16 protein-coding genes and 1 pseudogene are annotated in these 18,789 nt (G+C 63.2%); 12 read left to right on the top strand and 5 right to left on the bottom strand.

The annotated features are described in order from the left end of the window. Positions 1-19 precede the first annotated feature (19 nt). The gene (locus tag P0D84_RS11365; protein ID WP_408336235.1) at positions 20-433 is read left to right on the top strand and encodes a hypothetical protein; all 414 of its coding nucleotides are present in this window, start codon (positions 20-22) and stop codon (positions 431-433) included. A 51-nt stretch (positions 434-484) separates the two neighbouring features. Next, complete coding sequence (locus P0D84_RS11360) at positions 485-616, top strand: hypothetical protein (protein ID WP_408336233.1); 132 nt, start codon at positions 485-487, stop codon at positions 614-616. A 50-nt stretch (positions 617-666) separates the two neighbouring features. Here the strand turns inward: P0D84_RS11360 and serB are convergent, their stop codons facing one another. Further along, a complete protein-coding gene (gene serB / locus P0D84_RS11355; protein WP_408336230.1) occupies positions 667-1,506 on the bottom strand; it encodes a phosphoserine phosphatase SerB in 840 nt (279 codons plus the stop codon). 105 nt (positions 1,507-1,611) lie between these two features. On the opposite strand from serB, the pseudogene P0D84_RS11350 reads away from it, so the two are divergent. The 4 genes and pseudogenes from P0D84_RS11350 to P0D84_RS11335 all read left to right on the top strand — a co-directional run. Continuing rightward, positions 1,612-2,044, top strand: a pseudogene (locus P0D84_RS11350) (cytochrome P450); the annotation flags it as partial. A gap of 237 nt (positions 2,045-2,281) precedes the next feature. Next, complete coding sequence (gene ku, locus P0D84_RS11345; protein ID WP_408336227.1) at positions 2,282-3,286, top strand: non-homologous end joining protein Ku; 1,005 nt, start codon at positions 2,282-2,284, stop codon at positions 3,284-3,286. Between the two features lie 67 nt (positions 3,287-3,353). Then, positions 3,354-6,410 (top strand): DNA ligase D, encoded by a 3,057-nt coding sequence (gene ligD / locus P0D84_RS11340; protein ID WP_408336224.1) that lies wholly within the window; start codon positions 3,354-3,356, stop codon positions 6,408-6,410. Positions 6,411-6,454: 44 nt separating this feature from the next. Further along, positions 6,455-6,757, top strand: coding sequence for a hypothetical protein (locus P0D84_RS11335; RefSeq protein ID WP_408336221.1), 303 nt, complete (start codon positions 6,455-6,457; stop codon positions 6,755-6,757). A 31-nt stretch (positions 6,758-6,788) separates the two neighbouring features. On the opposite strand, the gene P0D84_RS11330 is transcribed toward P0D84_RS11335, so the two are convergent. Continuing rightward, entirely contained in the window at positions 6,789-6,926 is a 138-nt protein-coding gene (locus tag P0D84_RS11330) for a hypothetical protein (RefSeq protein ID WP_408336218.1), read from the bottom strand. A 146-nt stretch (positions 6,927-7,072) separates the two neighbouring features. Here P0D84_RS11330 and P0D84_RS11325 point away from each other — a divergent pair, with 146 nt between their 5' ends. Together P0D84_RS11325 and P0D84_RS11320 are read left to right on the top strand one after the other, a co-directional pair. Beyond that, positions 7,073-8,089, top strand: coding sequence for a zinc-binding alcohol dehydrogenase family protein (locus P0D84_RS11325; protein ID WP_408336215.1), 1,017 nt, complete (start codon positions 7,073-7,075; stop codon positions 8,087-8,089). Positions 8,090-8,351: 262 nt separating this feature from the next. Further along, positions 8,352-8,915 (top strand): DUF6013 family protein, encoded by a 564-nt coding sequence (locus tag P0D84_RS11320; RefSeq protein ID WP_408336212.1) that lies wholly within the window; start codon positions 8,352-8,354, stop codon positions 8,913-8,915. Between the two features lie 211 nt (positions 8,916-9,126). Here the strand turns inward: P0D84_RS11320 and P0D84_RS11315 are convergent, their stop codons facing one another. Both P0D84_RS11315 and P0D84_RS11310 read right to left on the bottom strand, forming a co-directional pair. Further along, positions 9,127-9,933, bottom strand: a complete 807-nt coding sequence (locus P0D84_RS11315; RefSeq protein ID WP_408336209.1) for an ABC transporter permease — start codon at positions 9,931-9,933, stop codon at positions 9,127-9,129. Continuing rightward, positions 9,930-10,640 carry an ABC transporter ATP-binding protein gene (locus P0D84_RS11310; protein WP_408336207.1) on the bottom strand — a complete coding sequence of 237 codons (711 nt, stop codon included), beginning with the start codon at positions 10,638-10,640 and terminating at the stop codon, positions 9,930-9,932. Before P0D84_RS11310 ends, P0D84_RS11315 begins: the two co-directional genes overlap by 4 nt. A 210-nt stretch (positions 10,641-10,850) precedes the next feature. Here P0D84_RS11310 and P0D84_RS11305 point away from each other — a divergent pair, with 210 nt between their 5' ends. Next, a complete protein-coding gene (locus P0D84_RS11305) occupies positions 10,851-13,361 on the top strand; it encodes an AsmA family protein (protein WP_408336204.1) in 2,511 nt (836 codons plus the stop codon). 259 nt (positions 13,362-13,620) lie between these two features. On the opposite strand, the gene P0D84_RS11300 is transcribed toward P0D84_RS11305, so the two are convergent. Continuing rightward, entirely contained in the window at positions 13,621-14,115 is a 495-nt protein-coding gene (locus P0D84_RS11300) for a hypothetical protein (RefSeq protein WP_211615402.1), read from the bottom strand. 400 nt (positions 14,116-14,515) lie between these two features. Between P0D84_RS11300 and P0D84_RS11295 the strand changes: the two genes are divergently transcribed. The 3 genes from P0D84_RS11295 (at position 14,516) to P0D84_RS11285 (ending at position 18,772) form a co-directional block, all read left to right on the top strand. Further along, positions 14,516-16,132: a sensor histidine kinase gene (locus P0D84_RS11295; RefSeq protein WP_408336200.1), complete on the top strand. Its 1,617-nt coding sequence runs from the start codon at positions 14,516-14,518 to the stop codon at positions 16,130-16,132. A gap of 109 nt (positions 16,133-16,241) precedes the next feature. Next, the gene (locus tag P0D84_RS11290) at positions 16,242-16,721 is read left to right on the top strand and encodes a response regulator (protein WP_408336197.1); all 480 of its coding nucleotides are present in this window, start codon (positions 16,242-16,244) and stop codon (positions 16,719-16,721) included. A gap of 77 nt (positions 16,722-16,798) precedes the next feature. After that, positions 16,799-18,772, top strand: coding sequence for a hybrid sensor histidine kinase/response regulator (locus P0D84_RS11285; protein WP_408336194.1), 1,974 nt, complete (start codon positions 16,799-16,801; stop codon positions 18,770-18,772). Positions 18,773-18,789 lie beyond the last annotated feature (17 nt).

The following is an 18,789-nucleotide window of genomic DNA, read 5'->3' as shown; positions in this document are numbered from 1 at the left end:
GATGTTGCTGAATCTTGGCGTGCCGATTGTCGGCCCGATCTTTACGCTCGCGCTCGTCGCACCCACGCACGGCTGGCGCGTCGCGAAGGCGTTGATCGCCGCATCGGTGAAAGACGGCCAACTGTTCTGGTGTGCGATTGGATTGTGCGCGGCCGCGGTTTATGAGGCGGTGACTGCGCTGGAGGTGGGGCGCGACGGAATGCCTATCTTGGAGGGCGCCATTGCTGGATTTTGCATGCTGGCATTCGCCTGTTCGAGCATTGTGATGTTGTGTTTGGTCAATGCACACCATGTCGAAGCAGCCCCATGCATTAGTGACGGGCAGAAACGGTTTGTTACCGGGGCGTTGTCGCGCGCGGCGATCGTGATTTCGATTTTGGCAACATCTCTTGCTGCTGTTCTGTTTGCAATCCTACATGTGCACCTGAATTAGATTTCTTAGATAACGCAGCTTTTATACTAATCTACTTTCTGGGAGGCACTCATGCACAAATTGTTTACGTATCTGCAATCTGACGAAAACTACGCCCGTGTTCTGAAGTGGCACGGCGCTGTGATCATCATCACTGGGATCAGCATGCTGGCCATGTTCATGTTCGCGGATTTCAAAAGATAGTGTTCCTGCCCGCGCTGGCCGCCACTGCATCGGCCAGCGCAACTTGAACTTCAGAACAGACGCAGCAAGCCATCCAACCCAACGTAGTTGAATGCCACGCTGGCCGCTTCGCGCACCACCGGCTTCGCGCGGAATGCAACGGAAAGTCCCGCGGCGGCCATCATTTTCAGATCGTTCGAACCATCGCCCATCGCAATCGCGCGCGTCGGTTCGATGCCCAGTTGAGCGCATGTCTCGCGCAACGTCCGTGCTTTCACATCGGCGTTGACGATCTCGCCGATCACGTTGCCAGTCAACTTTCCATCAACGATTTCGAGTGTGTTCGCGCGCGTGAAATCGAGGCCGAGCCGGGCCTTCAGTTTTTCGGTGAAGAACGTGAAGCCGCCCGACACCAGCAGCGTTTTCAGGCCCGCCGCTTTCGCGCCGGCCAGCATCTGTTCGGCCCCCGGCGAGAGTTTCAGCCGTTCTTCGTAAACGCGTTCGAGCGCGCCGGCGTCGAGTCCCTTGAGGAGCGCCACGCGGCGCGTCAGGCTCTCGTTGAAGTCCTTGATTTCGCCGCGCATCGACGCTTCTGTGATCGCGGCCACTTCTGTTTTCAAACCGCAAAAGTCGGCAATTTCATCGATGCATTCGATTGTGATCAGCGTCGAGTCCATGTCCATCGCAACAAGGCCGAAATCACGCAACTGGCGGCCGGGTTCGACAAACGCGTAGTCCAGTTGATGCGTGCCGCAATAGACTTCGAGGTCGGCACGCTGCGCAACCTTCGCATCGGCGATGCGAATCGCGTTCGCATCGATGACGGCGGCGTGCGAGCCGCGCGCGAGGGCGACGAGCGTTTTGTGGTGGTCGACGGAAAGGGGCGCGGTGCTTTGGATGACGAGGTTCATGGACGACGCATTGACGCAGGAAAGGGCGGCCGCGCGACGCGCGCGGAAAATCCCGTCATTGTAACGGGTCGGCGACGTGCGGCCCGCCGGGGGAAACTGACAAGGGAGCAGGCGACAACCGCCTCGCGAGGCAATTCTCTAGGCAGCCGGCCACGTAACCGGATGGCAACCGTCGGCACGGAGATCGGCCACGTAACCGGATGGCAACGGTCGACACGGATCGGCCGCGTTGCGGTCACAGGCGGCCGGCCTGTCACACTGTGCATCGGCGCGGCCAATCGCGACCCCGAGCAGTTCGCGCAATCGGACCGCTTCGACATCCGCCGCGAGCCGAACCGGCATCTGGCGTTCGGCTTCGGCATTCACCAATACGCGCCTCAAGTCGCTCGCGCGACTTGAGGCGCGTATTGCCATCGGCCGCTTCGTGCAGCGCTTTCCGGCGTACCGTCTCGACGGCGAGCCGACGTGTGGCGGCCGCGTGCGGTTTCGCGGCTTCGCCGGAGTGCCGGTCGAGCTCGAACCAACGAGCGGCGCCTGATGCCGACGTTCGCCATGAGCGCGCGCCGCAAGTACGCCCATAAGCGCTCCACAACCACGCCCATAAGCGCTCCACAACCACGCCACAAACCGACAAAACTCCGTATCTTTTGCCGACATGACGCAAGACTTACAGCCGATACCCGCCACGGTCAGTACGGCGCCGCGCCAGTCATAGCCGGAAAACCGTGGCACGCTTGCTGCTTCACCGAAGGTCCTAGGCCTTGGGGAGCGCACGATGGCACACATGATCTGGAAGGGCGCAATCAGCTTCGGCCTTGTCCATGTACCGGTGCAGTTGTATCCGGCGACGCAGTCGGAGAAAGTCGGTTTCAATCTGCTGGACAAGCGCTCGATCGATCCGATCGGCTACAAGCAGATCAACAAGCGCACCGGCAAGGATGTGACGCGCGAGAACATCGTGCGCGGCTTCGAGTACGAAAAGGACAAGTACGTCGTCCTCTCGGACGACGAGATCCGCTCGGCCAATCCTGAGTCGACGCAGACGGTCGATATTCTCGCCTTCGTCGACGCCCCGGACATCTCGTTTCTCTATCTCGACACGCCGTACTTTCTGACACCCGACCGCAAGGGCGAAAAGGTCTATGCATTGCTACGCGAAGCGATGAAAGCGTCGGGCAAGATCGGCGTGGCAAGCGTCGTGCTGCACAACAAGCAGCATCTCGCGGCGCTGATTCCAGTCGGACCGGTGTTGGCATTGAACACGCTGCGCTGGGCCGCCGAAGTGCGCGACTTCGACGAATTCAAGCTGCCACCTGAAGGAATGAAGGCCGCCGGCGTCACCGCGCGCGAACTCGACATGGCGAAAAAGCTGATCGACGACATGAGCGACACGTGGAATCCCGCGCAGTATCACGACACGTTCCGCGACGACATCATGGCGCTGGTCGACCGAAAAATCCGCGCGGGTAAGACCGAGGAAATCACCGAGGTCGAGGCGCCGCACGAATCGCGCCAATCCGCGGACATTCTGGATTTGTCCGACCTGCTCAAGCGCAGCCTCGGTCGCGGCAAAGGCAAGCCGGCAGGGGGGACGCGCAAGCGTGCCGCGGACGATGAGGACGGGGCCGCCGACACCGACGCCAATGACGAGCCCGTCGCGCCAGCCCGCAAGAAGCCTCGCGCGACGCGCTCGGCGAGTACGAGCCGCAGCGGCGGCAAGAGCGTCGGCGCCAGCGCGAAGACGGCGCCGACGGCACGCAAACGCCGCGCGGCCGCCTGATCGCTCAATTGAGCGCGTACTTGCCCGCTACACCGCGACGGCTCCACTCGCAACGAGGTCCACCTCCATGAGCGATCGGCTCGATCTCTACAACCGCAAGCGCCGTTTCAACGAAACGCCGGAGCCTTCGGGCGCGGCCGCGCGGAAGAAAGCCGCCCGCAAAACCGCGGCGCGCGATGCGAGCGAGACGCTCTCGTATGTGATTCAGGAGCACGACGCGCGGCGCTTGCACTACGACTTCCGGCTCGAACTGAACGGCACCTTGCTGTCATGGGCGGTGCCCAAGGGACCGAGTCTCGACCCGTCGGTGAAACGGCTCGCGGTGCATGTCGAAGATCATCCGGTCGAATACGGCTCGTTTGAAGGCGAAATCCCGCCTGGTAATTACGGCGCGGGAACGGTGATCGTATGGGATCGCGGGACGTGGGAGCCGGTCGGCGGCGCGGCGGAGGCGGCTGGATCGTATAAGGCGGGCAAGCTCAAATTCCGGCTCTTCGGCGAAAAACTGCACGGCGGCTGGACGCTGGTGCGCAGTCATATGCGCGGCAGCGGCGACAAGGAGCAGTGGCTGCTGATCAAGGAGCGCGACAACGAAGCCCGCGATGAAAGCGAATATGACGTCCTGAAGAAACGTCCAGGCAGTGTGTTAAACGGCAGTGCACCGGTGGGCAAAGGCGCAAGGTCCACGCAATCCACAGCCGGGAATGCCGGGGGCAAGCGTGCTGCAAGTGCAAACACCGCCAGTGGCGCAAACGCCGCGACCACGAGCGCAAAGACCGCAAAGACCGCGACGCGTGCAAACGACTCCCCACATTCCACAACGACTGGTAAGGGCCGCGCAAAAGCCGCCTCAACAAACCGCGCCGACCCCAAAAAAACCGATATCGTAGCCACGCGCACCACGCAGTCGCTACTCGAGCTTGCCGCCTCGCCCTCGATCGAAGGTGCGCTCAAAGCCGCGTTGCCTGCCACCTTCAAGCCTCAACTGGCGACGCTCGTCGACACCGCGCCACCCGGCGATGATTGGGCATACGAAATCAAGTTCGACGGCTACCGCGTGCTGGTCCGTATCGAACGAAAGGCGAAGAGCAGGGCGGTCACGGTGTTCACGCGGGCGGGCAACGACTGGACGGCGAAGTTCGGCAAGCAGGTGAAGGCGTTCGAACGACTCGACATCGAAAGTGCGTGGCTCGACGGCGAAGCCGTGGTGCTCGATCAAAACGGCGTGCCGAGTTTTCAGGCGCTGCAAAACGCGTTCGACTCGAACCGTCCGCAGGATATCGTCATCTATCTGTTCGACATTCCATTCCTGAACGGCTACGACTTGCGCGGCGTGCCGCTTGAACAACGCCGCGCGATTTTGTGCGCATTAATGGACGGCCACGACAAGGACGGCCACGACAAGGACGGCCACGACGGGAACGGCCACGATGGCAAATCGAGCGACGACGCCGTATTGCGTTTCTCCAACGACTTCGCGTTCAGCGCCGACGATCTGCTGAAGAGCGCATGCGACATGGCGCTCGAAGGCATCATCGGCAAACGGCGGGACAGCGGCTACGCATCGGGGCGTTCGTCCGCGTGGATCAAATTGAAGTGCCGGCGGCGCCAGGAGTTCGTGATCGGCGGCTATTCGGAGCCCTCGGGCAGCCGTGCGGCGTTCGGTGCGCTATTGCTCGGCGTGCACGACGGCAAGGGCAAGTTGCAATACGCCGGCCGTGTCGGCACGGGCTTCGACGCGCCGTTGCTGCGCTCGGTCAAGAAGGCGCTCGATGCGCACGAGACCAAGCGCATGCCGTTCGCCAGCGCGCCGCGCGAGCGCAGCAGGACGCCGGTGCATTGGGTCGAGCCGGTACTCGTCTGCGAATGCAATTTCGCTGAATGGACGAGCGATGGCATCGTGCGGCAGGCATCGTTCGTGAGTCTGCGCGACGACAAGCCGGCGCGCCAGATCGTCAAGGAAGCACCCCGCAAAGGAGCCGATGTGCAACAGCAAACCGATACCGCATCCGAGGCCGTTCCGAAGAAGCGCACGGCGAAAACGACCGCTGCGAGTGCCGCAGCCGAGCCTGCTAAAACGAGCGCCGCGAAGACGTCTGCGACGAAAGCGGCCGCGACGAAAATCTCTGCAGCAAAGACGTCGGCCAAAAGCACGCCGGCAGCGAAAGCTGCAGCAACCAGGACGTCCGCAACCAAAGCCACCGCGGCGAAATCAAAAACGGCCACGACACCGGCCGAAGTCGCCGGCGTTCGCGTCTCCCATCCCGATCGCATCATCGACAAAAGCACCGGCACCCGCAAGATCGATCTCGTGCAGTACTACGAGTCGGTTGCCGACTGGATGCTGCCGCATCTGCGGGAGCGGCCGGTGTCGCTGGTGCGCGCACCCGAGGACATCGGCGGCGAGCTGTTCTTCCAGAAGCACAGCCAGAAACTGTCGATTCCAAACGTCACGCAGCATCCTGGACTCGACCCCGGCCATCCGCCGCTGATTACCGTCGACACGCTCAAGGCGCTGGTCGGCGCCGCGCAGATGGGCACGATCGAATTTCATACGTGGAATGCCGTAGCGTCGAACATCGAAAAACCCGATCGCATGGTGTTCGATCTCGACCCCGATGCGTCGCTCGGTTGGGAGCGGATGATCGAGGCCGCGCAACTGACGCGCTCACTGCTCGATGAACTCGGCCTGACTTCGTTTTGCAAGACGAGCGGCGGCAAGGGGTTCCACGTCGTGGTGCCGCTCGCGAAGCAAGCCGGCTGGGACGAAGTGAAGGCATTCTCGCAAGCGGTCGCGCAGCATATGGCGGCGACGCTGCCCAAGTACTTCAGCGCGAAGATGGGTGCGCAGAATCGCAAGCAGAAGATCTTCGTCGACTATCTGCGCAACAACCGGGGCTCGAGTACGGTGGCGGCATTTTCGGCGCGCGCCCGGCCGGGCCTGGGCGTTTCAGTGCCGCTCGCATGGGACGAAGTCGCCACGACGACGAGCGGCGATCAATGGACCATTGAAAACGTCCACGAGCGTCTCCAGGAACTTAAGCGCGACCCTTGGGCGGACTACGCGAAGACGCGTCAGCGCATCACCACGGCAATGAAAAAGCGTCTGGACGATGCGCAGTGAGCGCGATCCAGCCGAAGTCATTCAATCTGAAACAGGAGCAAGTCATGAAGGCCTCATCCCAATCGTCCGACGGCGGCAAGCAAGCCGACCCGCACGCAAAGAAGCATCCGCGATCGATGCAGGAGGCGTCCGCGCCGCTGCCGCACGAAACCGATCAGGACCCGGAATCGCAGCACGAGGACAATCCGCGGCATGTCGGCAAGCAGGCGCATAGCGACATCGAGCACGGACTCAAGGATACGGACCGCCGTGGCGGCGACGAGTATCAGCAAGAGACGCAGAATGACGCGCACACGGATGTCAATTCCGACGGCAAAGCAGGCGGTGGCGGGCGCGTCAAACGCTGATGGTGCCGGTGAGTTGATTCGCGGGGAACCGTCACGGCGCGCCGATCGCCGCATTCTCCGCGAGCGGATAACTGTCGAGCACGCTCACCAGTTCGCCGGATGAGGCTTTGGCGGCGGGGTGTGCAGTGGGTGTCGAACGAGCAGGAAGATCCCTTCTTCTGAAATCCAAAAAAATGTTTCAGCCGTTATGATGCTTTTATGAAAAGAAGAACCCCCTTAGGATGACGGCAATGCGATCGATTGCACGCGCGGCGCCCCACGCCGCCGGTAACGGTCGCCGACCTCCCAACCTCATCGAGAAGAACAGGAGCTGTGATGAAAGCCGTAGGCCTCTATCGTTATTTGCCGATCGATCAAGCTGAATCGCTGGTCGACGTCGAGATTCCCAAACCCGAAGCCACCGGCCGCGATCTGCTGGTGAAGGTCGAAGCCATTTCCGTCAATCCGGTCGACACCAAGGTGCGCGCGCCGAAAGACACCGTCGAGACAGCGCCGCGTGTACTCGGCTGGGACGCCGCCGGCACGGTGGTGGCGGTCGGTCCGGACGTCACGCTGTTCAAGGTCGGCGATCCGGTTTTCTACGCCGGCAGCATCACGCGGCCGGGGGCGAATAGCGAGTTTCATCTGGTCGACGAGCGCATTGTCGGGCGCAAACCGGCGTCGTTCGATTTCACGCACGCCGCTGCGTTGCCGTTGACCGCGATCACCGCCTGGGAGGCGCTCTTCGACCGCCTCGGCGTATCGCCGCAAGGCGCGGATGAAGGCCGCACGGTGCTGATCGTCGGCGCGGCGGGCGGGGTCGGTTCGATCGGCATCCAGTTGGCCAGGCAACTCGCGAAGCTGAAAGTGATCGCGACCGCTTCGCGTCCCGAGTCGGCCAAATGGGCGACGGAGTTGGGCGCGGATCATATCGTCGATCACTTCGACGACATGCCCGCGCAACTGAAAAAGCTCGGCATCGACCAGGTCGATTACGTGCTGATCTTCAACGACACCGACAAGAATTTCCCGGCGGCTGCCGAAGTAATCAAGCCGCAGGGCCGCATTTGCTCGATCGTCGAAAACAGCCACCCGGTGCCGGTCGAACTGTTGAAGGCGAAAAGCGCCGCGTTCCACTGGGAGTTCATGTTCACGCGTTCGATGTTCGGCACCCCGGACATGATCGAGCAACATAAGTTGCTGACCGAGGTGGCGCGTCTCGTCGACGCGGGCACCTTGTGCACGACGGTCGGCCAGAATCTCGGCAAGATCAACGCGGCGAACCTGCGCCGTGCGCATCAGTTGCTCGAAGAGGGGCGCGCGATCGGCAAGCTGGTGCTGACGGGCTTCTGAACGGAGCGAGTTCGGCGCTTCTGTCACATCGCACGCGCAGAAGGCGCTTCAACGCAAGGGGGTTAACACCCGATTCGTATGAAGCGCGCGCGGCGCCGCTTGGCGGTAGACTGGTGGGGCATCATGCTCAAACAGTTGCGTGTCTCGCGGCTCGTCTGGCCGGTCCCAACGGGCATCATCAGCCTCATCAGGCTTCGGTCAGGCGGTGCAGTGGCAATAGCGCTTAAGCGGGCGCGCAGCGGCACAACAACGAGGTGACAGTATGAGCTCAAGCTTCAAACTCTCCGCCGTTTCAGTTGTCGCTTCTCTTGCGTGCGCCCTCGCGCCCGGCATGTTCGTGCCGGCGGCTCACGCAGCCACACCGATCACGGTGACGTCGCAATCCGCCCTCGACGGTCCGATCCGTTACACGGTCCGCGTCACGTCGAAACAGTTCGGCAATTCACAGGAAACGCGCACGATCCGCTCCGGCGAATCGGACGATTTCACGTGGAAAACCGTGCCGCCCGGCGGCCCCGTGCCGGCCACGGATAGCTGCCCGAATTACTCGTCGCTGCCGGTCGATACCAACGGCGCGATGATTCGCCAGACGCAGATCCGCTTTGCGCCGGTGGTCGGCGGTGACGGCATCGCGTCCGTGCAATTGAGCTTCCAGGCGCAGACGCCGCATGGCGTAAAGACGGTGACGAGCGGCGGCAAAACGCTCAAGTGTCCGAACGACGTAAGCGTCAGCCAGATTCTGCGTTTTACGATGCCGACCAACGGCACCACGAAGACGCTGACGCTCAATGACGGCACCGAAGTGGCGGTGACCGCGAAACGTTGAGGCGTAGGTGACGCATCAGCCGCTTTCGCGACAGTGGGCTGGGCGAGCCGGCGACGCAACCTCGCCGCGCTGTGCCTGTTTGTTGTCTCGCTGAACGCAACTCAGCGCGGCTCAGCGCCGCTCGCCGCCACGCATCGCCACGCATCGCCGCTCACCGCCGCTCACCGCCGCTTAGCGCGGCTCACCGCCACTCGCCGCCACTCACCCCCGTTCACCGCCGCGCCGCGGCCCGCTCCACCAGCCGTGCTGCCAGAAACCGGTGCTCCGCCGAGAAGAGCCGCCGATACGTGAGCAGCACCGCACCTACCGTCCCCAAGGCTGACGCCGCCGCGATCAGGAACATGATCACGATCTGATAGCGCACTGCCTGCAACGGCGACTGACCGGCCAGCACCTGCCCGGTCATCATGCCGGGCAAACTCACCACGCCGACCACGGCCATCTGATTCAGCGTGGGCATCATGCCCGCCCGCACCGCCTGGCGCGCCGGCGCCTGGGCCGCTTCCCAGCGCGTCGCGCCGAGTGCGAGCGCCATATCCACACGGTCACGCCGCGCGGTCAGTTCCTCGGTCATCCGTTCGATACCGAGCGACACCCCGGTGAGCGTATTACCGAGGATCATGCCGAGAATCGGAATCGCATACTGCGGCTCGTACCAGGGATGAATGCGGATCACGACGAAGAGTCCGACCGCGGCAACCAGCCACGAACTGACCCAGATCGACAGCACGCTGTCCGCACGTTGACCCGCATACATGCGGCTGCCGCGCTGCGCGCCAGCGAAGCCGGCGATCAGCGTCATCACGATCATCAAGGGCAGCACCACGAACCAGTGGTCGTAACGGAACACCCAGCCGAGCACATACCCGATTGCCAGCAATTGCACGACGGTGCGTACCGCCGCCCACGCGAGCTTGCGTTCGAGGTCCAGCTTGAGCGCCACCGACACCACGCCGTTCACCACGATCAGCAACGCGGCGATCGCGACGTCCCAGAGACTCAGGTTTTGCAATGTCATCGGTCGAGCTCCTGCGGCGCGGGCGTTGCCGCGGATTCATCGAGCACACCGGCGCGCATCGTCAGGTGCCGCTCGCTCATGCGCGCGGCTTGCGCCGGATCGTGCGATACCCAGATCGACGCATGCCGGCCCGGCTCGGCATCGAACCATGCGTGCACCAGGCCTTCGATCGCGTGCGATGACTCCGGGTCGAGTGAGGCGGTCGGTTCATCGAGCAGCAGCACTTCGGGCGCAAGTTGCAGAATCCGGATCAGCGCGGTGATCTGCGCCTCGCCGCCGGACAACTCGCTCGCGCGCTTGTCGAGAAAGTCATCGGCACGGCCGGCCTGGGCGGCGAGCTTCGCGGCGCGCGCGCGATCGAAACGCACGTCGCGATAGGTCCGCAATTCGAACGGGTAGCGCAGATTGTCCTCGACGCTGCCGTCGAGCAGCGCGGGCCGCTGCCGGATATACGCGACGTTGCGCCGGTAACGCGGAATGGCGGCGCGCTCGACGGGCGCGCCATGCCACATGATGCGTCCGGCATCGAGCGGATCGAGCAGGGCGAGGGCGCGCAGAAACACGCTCTTGCCCGAACCCGATGGACCGGTGACCGCGACGCGATCGCCCGCGCGGAGGGCGAAGGTGGTCGGTTGCAGCAGCGTTTGGCCGCGCAAGGCATCGCGTCGGGCGATGCCCTCGGCGAGGACGAAGGGAACATCGGTCATGAGTTGGATCGTGGTGGATTTTTTGCGTTGAATCAGACGCCACGCCGAGGCGTTGCAACGACGTTTTAGTTGCGGGCAACCTGCGACCGAATTATTGCCGAATCTGCGCTTGAACTGCGCGGCACGATAAAACGACGCCGATTGGACACGACCTCCAGGCACGATACGTGCTGCCCCGATCCACGACGAAGAACAAGGCGGAGCTTCTCAATGGCAGTGTCGAGCACGATCGGAAGGCGGATTGGCAAAATCATCGCGTGGCTGGTGGCGATCATCGTCGTTCTGATTATCGCGCTGATCATTTTCATTCTGACCTTCAACTGGAACCGGGCCCGCCCTTACATCGACGACAAGGTCACCCAGGCGATCGGCCGGCCGTTCGCGATCAACGGCGATCTGAAAGTAGGGTGGCGGCATCCGGTCGGCGAAACCGGCTGGCGAGGCTGGGTGCCCTGGCCGCGTTTCTCGGCGGCCAATATCACGATCGGCAACCCCGACTGGACCCAACAACCGCACTTCGCCACGCTCGATGAAATCGACTTCGAGGTCAAGGTGCTGCCGCTGCTCGCGCACGACATCGTGATTCCCGCGATCAACCTCGTGAATCCGTCGGTCGATCTGGAGCGCCTGCTGGATGGGCGCAACAACTGGACCTTCAAACTGCCGGCTTCCACGGGTCCTTCCGAATGGAAGCTCGATCTGCACGACATCGCGTTTGCCAAGGGCAATATCGCGCTGTCCGATCAGCAGAAAAAGGTCGAGATGCAGATTGCCATCGATACGCTCGGTCAACCGATTCCGATCGGCGAGGCAATGAAGCAGCAGGAGGCGGCCTCGCGCAGTGCCTCGGCGGAGGCGATCGGCAAGGCCGGCGCCAACAAGCTCACCGCTCAGGCTAATGCGCAGGCCGCATCGGAAGCCGCGGCGGCTTCCGCTGCGGCGGCGTCCGGCGCGTCGTCGACGGATATCACCGCTTCGGGCGCGACGGCGGCGAATGGCGCTTCGGGTGCGCTGGTTGCGGGTGGGTCGAACGGTGCAAGTGGTGGAAGTGGTGCGGGCGGTGCAAGTGGTGCAAGCGAGGGCGCGGGCGGCGCGGCGGCGACTTCCGCGTCGAACGCCAGCGAGGCCGGCACGGCGAACGGCGCGCAGCCGGTTATCCCGCCGTATGCGATCGGTTGGACTGTGAAGGGTACGTACAACAAGACGCCGGTATCCGGCAGCGGCAAGGTGGGCGGCGTGCTGGCGTTGCAGGACGCGAACCGGCCGTTCCCGGTGCAGGCCGATGTGAAGGCCGGCGATCTGCACGTCGGCCTCGTGGGCACGATCACCGATCCGGCGCATCTCGCCGCGGTCGATTTGCGCCTCTGGCTGCAGGGCAACAGCCTGGCGCGCCTCTATTCGCTGACCGGCGTGACCTTGCCCGACACGCCACCGTATGCGACCGAGGGGCGTCTGGTCGGTCAGTTCAAGTCCAGCGGCAACGTCTTCAAGTATGAAAATTTTACAGGCCGGGTAGGCGGCAGCGATCTGAATGGCTCGCTGATCTATACGGCACGTGAACCGCGTCCGCTATTGCAGGGCGAACTGGTGTCGCATCTGCTGCAATTCTCCGATCTGGCGCCGATCATCGGCGCGGACTCGAACGCGAGCAAGGCCAAGCGTGGTGATGCGACGGCGCAACCGGGCAACAAGGCGTTGCCTGTCGAAGAGTTCCGCACCGACCGCTGGAAGGCGATCGACGCCGACGTCAAGTTCACCGGCCGCCGCATCGTGAAGAGCCCCGACTTGCCGATCACGGACTTGTACACCCACGTCGTGATGACCGACGGCGTGCTATCGCTCGAGCCGCTGAAGTTCGGCGTGGCGGGCGGCTCGCTGTCATCGAACATTCATCTGGACGGCGGCACGACGCCGCTAAAGGGCCGCTTCGCGACCTCAGCACGGCATCTGAAGCTCAAGCAGTTGTTCCCCAACTTCAAGACGATGCAGAACGCGCTCGGTGAAATCAACGGCGACGCCGCGCTGACCGCGACGGGCAATTCGCCGGCGGCGTTGGCGGCGACGTCGAACGGCGAGGTGAAGGCATTGGTCACCGACGGCACGGTGAGCCGCCTGCTGATGGAAGCAGCGGGGCTGAACGTGGCCAACGTGGTCTATGAAAAGCTGTTCGGCAAACGCGACGTGAAGATCAACTGCGCCGCGGCGGACTTTGTTGCGACGAACGGCGTACTGGATTCGCGCGTCTTCGCGCTCGACACGGACGACGCGGTGATCGACATCGACGGCAATGTGAATATGCGCGACGAGACCATGGATCTTGGCGTGCATCCGCATACCAAGGGCTTCCGGGTGTTCTCGCTGCGCTCGCCGCTGTACGTGAAGGGGACGTTCAAGGATCCGCACGTGGGCGTGAATGCCGCCGCGCTGGCGCTGCGAGGCGGCGCCGCAGTCGGACTCGGCTTGATCAATCCGTTCGCGGCACTGATTCCGCTGCTCGCGCCTAGCAATAACAAACCGCTGCCGTGCGCGCAGTTGCTGTCGCAGGTTCGTCAAGCGCCAAGCGCGCCGCCGCCGGGCGTCAAGCAGCAGCCAAAAGCGGCGATTTCCCTCGATGGCGTGCCCGTGAACAAATCTTCGGGCGGCGCTTCCGCACCGGCTGCTTCCGAAAAGAAACCTGCTGTCGTGACGCCGGCCAGCGCAGCCGAATATAAGGGGAGCTGATGTTTTTTGCCTTGCCTGCGGATTGGTGGAGTTGGACCTTCGGCGCTGCCCTTTCCTTGATTTTCTTGTGGCTGATTAGCGTTCCCCCGCCACGGGGCGAACCCTGACTGCACAGCGGGAAAAAAAGGAAAGGCGATGCCGTAGGGGCGTGGGCAAACCAGCGCAGCACCGCGCAGGCGAACGGGAAATGACAGAAGAGGATCAGCGCCGCGAACGTACGGACAACGGCGCTGCCAGAGGAAGAAAAAAGAAAAAGGACTTACCTTAACGAGCGCGGCGCGGCGTCTCCCGCAGCATCCTGCCTGCGAACCCCGCGGCGGGCGCCCCCCACTCGGGTCGCGCCAAATTCCATGAGGATCTTGCCGCGAGCGCGGCTCGCAAACACCAGGAACCCAAATCCGTCTGCCTCGTACCAGTACCCGCCGTTCTCGAGCCCATCGAGCGGCTGTTCCAACGCATTGGTAATGGATTCGATACAACGCCGCCGCAATTCGGCCGGCGCGGGATAGGGCGGCTGTGCGCCTCGTACGCTGCACAGGAGAACGTCGAGCCCGGGCAGCACATGCGCATAGAGCACCGGTTCGTCTTGCGCACGAGCGCGCGCGATTTTGGTGTCGAGTTGGCCGAACGGCTTGAAATGCCGTAGTACCGCGAGGAACGACTCATCGCCGTCCACCTTCGCGCGTCTACGCTTTTTCGGGAAGGACATAAAAATTCGCCTGAAAAAGAATTGCAAGAAACGCAGAGTCCTCATGCGACAACTCCCGGCTTCGCGCGCCGCACGTCGAGCTTTTATAGCATACGACAGGGCCGGATTCACGGTGATTCGGCGACTGCGCCGTCCACCGCCTCCCGCACGAATCATGCCGAACCGCCTCGCCGCGCGCTTTCGCTTCCCAGCACATCTGTCTCCATCATAGACGCACGCGCCACCGAAAAAACATCTCATACCAATAAAAAAGTCATTTTTGTGTGGGCGAGCGCATCTTGCCGCTACGTTGAAATATCTCACGTTCACGTCGATAATGGCCCGTCCGGCTGTTGCGCGGCGGACTCGCCAATCTGGCACCGCGAGGGGCCGCCCGCACGCCGAGGTATGTGGTCCGGGCGCGCCGCCGCGGCATGAGTGACCCTTCGCGACCCTGCGGGCGAACATGAAACTATTCACCAAGGGTCTGCTGCTGATTGCAGTGCCGAGCGTGGTCGAGCTGGCGCTTCTGGGCGTCGTCTTCGATACCCAGGAGCAGACAGCGCAGGCCGCGCAGTGGGTCAGCAACAGCAAACAGATCCTTTATCAGTCGTCGGCCATTGTCGATCCGCTGCTGCGTCAGGCCGCGCGGGTCCGCACGAGCATGGTGGTCGGCGATCCGTCGTTTATCGACCGCCACACCGTATGGGTCGATCTCGGCGACCGGCTGTCGAATCTCGCGGTGCTGGTGGCCGATACGCCGCAACAGGTCGAGCGCGTGCGCAAGATGCAGCAGGCGATCGATACGTATCGCGCGCAGGCCGCCACTGTCTCGCAGGCGCTGCACGCCGGACGCAACCTGAATTCGTTTGCCTCGCTGGACCCCGGCGCGCTCCCGCGGCAAATCGCGCTGTTTCGCAACGAGCTCGCTGATTTTACTAACGAGGCTTCGCGGCTCGACGCCGAGCGCGGCGCGGCCCTGGCACGGCGCCGCGAACGCCAGCAATACGCGCTGATCGCCGCGGTGTTGGGTTCGATGCTGATCTGGGCGGCCACCGCCATGGTGTTTGCGCGCAGTATTGGGCGGCGGCTGGAGGTGTTGACGGATAATGCGGAACGTCTGGGCAATGGGCGGCAACTCGCGGCGCCGCTCTCCGGCAGCGACGAAATCGCCGCGCTCGACGCGGTACTGCACCAGACCGGCGCGCGCCTGCGTGAGGCCGAAAGCGAGCAGGCCCTGCTGAAAGCACGGCTCGAAGCGCGCGCGGGGGAACTGGCGGGCGTCAACGAGGAGCTGCGCCAGGAGACGCAAGACAACGAAATGTTCATCTACAGCGTGTCGCACGATCTGCGCTCGCCGTTGGTGAATCTGCAGGGCTTTTCGAGAGAATTGCAGGTGTCGTGCGACGAACTGGACAGCATCGTCGCGGCGGCGAAACTGCCGGAGGCCGAGCACCGGCGTATGGTGCATATCCTCGACGGCGACGTGCGCGAATCGCTGCAATATTTGCGCAGCGCGGTGACGCGAGCGGCGTCGATCATCGACGCGTTATTGCGGATCTCGCGTGCCGGCCGGCTCGAATACCAGTGGCAGCGGGTGAGTGTCGGACGGGTAGTGCGCCGCGTGGTCGATGCGCTGCAGAGCGCGATCGGGCAGCGCAGGGCGGTGGTCACCGTGCGCGAGTTGCCGCCCGCATGGGGCGATCCGGGCGCGATCGAGCAGATTTTCAGCAACCTGATCGGCAACGCGCTCAATTATCTCGACCCGGCGCGCAATGGGCGCATCGAGATCGGCGCGCTGGAGCCGGAGCTGGAAGCGGTCGACAAGAGGGAGCCGCGCGCGCTGCGCACGCGCACCTACTATGTGCGCGACAACGGCCTCGGCATTCCGGCGGCATATATGTCGAAGGTGTTCCGGGCGTTTCAGCGTCTGCACGGCGACGTCGCGGACGGCGACGGCATCGGCCTCGCGGTGGTGCGGCGGATGGTGGAACGGCATGGCGGCCGCGTGTGGGTCGAGTCGGCGGAAGGCGCGGGGTCGACTTTTTTCGTCGTGCTGCCGGAACAGCCCGCGCGCCATTGAGCCAGAATGAGCCGGGTTAAGCCGGAATTGAGCCGTAATGCGCCGCAGGGGACACTGTGGGGCCAGTTAAAAGCATTATGTAAAAATGGATCGTCAGCACGGAGGGCATATGAGTCACGGGGAAACGGTCAGCATCGTGCTGATCGAAGATGACGACGGCCACGCCACGCTGGTCGAGCGCAATCTGCGCCGTGCCGGACTTTCGAACGGTTGCGTGCGCTTTCGCGATGGCCAGCAGGCACTCGATTATTTCTTCGGCCCCGCGCCGGCGGACGCCGCTGCGAGCCCATACCCGCCGCGCGAAGATCTGACGAATTTCGTCGTGCTGCTCGATCTGAAAATGCCGCGCGTGGACGGCTTCGAGGTGTTGCGGCGGCTGAAGGATTCGCCGCAGACCGCCGCGGTGCCCGTGATCGTGCTGACCACGACCGACGATCCACGTGAAATCGCGCGCTGCTACGAGCTCGGCTGCAACGTCTATATCACCAAGCCGGTCGAGTACGACGCGTTCATCGAAGCGGTGCGTCGTCTCGGCTTCTTCCTGCAGGTGGTCAAGCTGCCGCCGGGTCACCGCTTGACGGCACCGTGATAGAAGACCCCTGAAGGCGCTCCGAAAGCAGCCCGTGACAAGATAACCACACCAGACCTAGCCAAAGAAGACTCCGCATGACCCAGGAAGTGCCCACGCAGTCCGCCGCGTATGTGCTGGTCGTCGATGACGACGAAGGCATCTTGCGGCTCGCGCGCAAGTCGCTCGAACGTGCCGGCTGCCGTGTCGCCATCTGCCCGGGTGTCGAGGCCGCCCGCGAGCGGCTCGCCACGGGCGCGCCCGACCTGCTCGTGCTCGACTATCAGTTGAGCGGTGCGGAGAGCGGCCTCGACTTCTTTCGCCGCTTGCGCGCGGAAGGTGTGCGGATTCCCGCCATCCTCGTGACGGGTTTCACTGACGAATCTCGCGTGATCGAGGCATTGCGCGCCGGCGTATCCGATGTGGTGCCGAAATCCGGCGACTACCTCGATTACCTGCCCGAGGCGGTGGAGCGGGTGCTCTCGCAGGTGCGCTTGCAGAAGGCGTCGGACGAAGCATTGCTGCTGCGCGACCGCGAACAGCACTACCGGACCTTGTCAGAGGCGTTGCCACACCTCGTGCTGACCTGCAATGCCGCGGGCGATTGCGATTTCCTTTCGAAGCAGTGGTTCGACTACACGGGCTTGACGGAAAGCCGTTCGTACGGTCTCGCGTGGCTCGAAGCGGTGCATCCCGATGATCGCGAAGAGATTCGTCGTACCTGGCTCAAAGCAGTGACGAGCCGTGCCAGCGATTATCGGCACGAACTGCGGATTCGCCGCCACGACGGCGAATATCGCTGGTTCGACGCCCGCGCGATCTCCACGCGCGACGCCGAAGGCAACGTCAGCAAATGGTTCGGCAGCTGCACGGACATTCATCCCCAGCGCGAGGCCATCGAGGAACGCGAACGGCTGCTCGCCTCGGAGCAGGCCGCCCGCCAGATCGCCGAAGAAGCCAATCGTGCGAAGGACCGCTTCCTCGCCATGCTGTCGCATGAATTGCGCACGCCGCTTACGCCGGTATTGGCGGGCGCCAGCGTGCTGGAGATGATTCCGGGTCTGCCGGATCAGGCGCGCGCGAGCGTGCGTATGATCCGCCGTAACGTCGAACTCGAGGCGCGCCTGATCGACGATCTGCTCGATCTCACGCGCGTGGCGAACGGCAAGCTGCGTCTGTCGCTCGAAACCGTCGACGTGCACGAAGTGATGGACAGCGTGCTCGAACTCTTTCGAAGCGAGATTCAGGTCAAGCAGCAGGACGTGCACGTCTGCAAGAACGCTCAGAACCACTACGTGCTCGCCGACCGCGCGCGCTTGCAACAGATGCTGTGGAACCTGATTCGCAACGCCGCCAAGTTCACGCCCGACGGCGGCCATATCTATGTGCGCACACGCGATGAACGCATGCACGTGCAGATCTCGGTTGAAGATACGGGCATCGGCATCGAGCCCGAGCAGATCGGCAAACTGTTCAATGCATTCGAACAGGGCAACCAGAACATGACGCGGCAGTTCGGTGGCTTGGGCCTTGGGCTTGCGATCACCAAGGCGCTGACCGATGTGCACGGCGGCACGGTGATCGCCCAGAGCCCGGGCGCGCACTGCGGCGCGACGTTCACGATCACGCTGCCCACCGCGGCCGCGCCGGTCGAATCAACACCCGTTGCAACGCCCGATGAGGTGCATCCTCATGGTCTGCTGACCATTCTGTTGATCGAAGATCACGTGGATACCGCCGAAGTGATGGAGCAGCTGATTCGCAGCCTGGGTCACGACGTGACGACGGTGGGCCGTGTGGACGACGCACTGGCCGCCACTCAGTCGCAGACGTTCGATCTGGTGATCAGCGACGTCGGCTTGCCCGATGGCACCGGCCTCGATTTCGTCAAAGCGTTCCGCGAGCATTCGGATGCGCCGGCGGTCGCATTAACCGGCTTCGGTACGGATGAAGATGTGCGCCGTTGCCTGAGCGCGGGCTTTACTTCGCATCTGACCAAGCCTGTCAATTTCGGACAGCTCGAAACGATGATCGAAAGCGCCGTGAGTCTGAAGGCGGAAAAGAACGCTTAACGACGCTTAAAGGGTTC

The organism is Paraburkholderia sp. RL17-337-BIB-A (assembly GCF_046025895.1).
Taxonomy (GTDB): domain Bacteria; phylum Pseudomonadota; class Gammaproteobacteria; order Burkholderiales; family Burkholderiaceae; genus Paraburkholderia; species Paraburkholderia fungorum_C.
The sequence above is the reverse complement of the archived record's forward strand: the minus strand, read 5'-3'. Positions and strand labels throughout refer to the sequence as shown.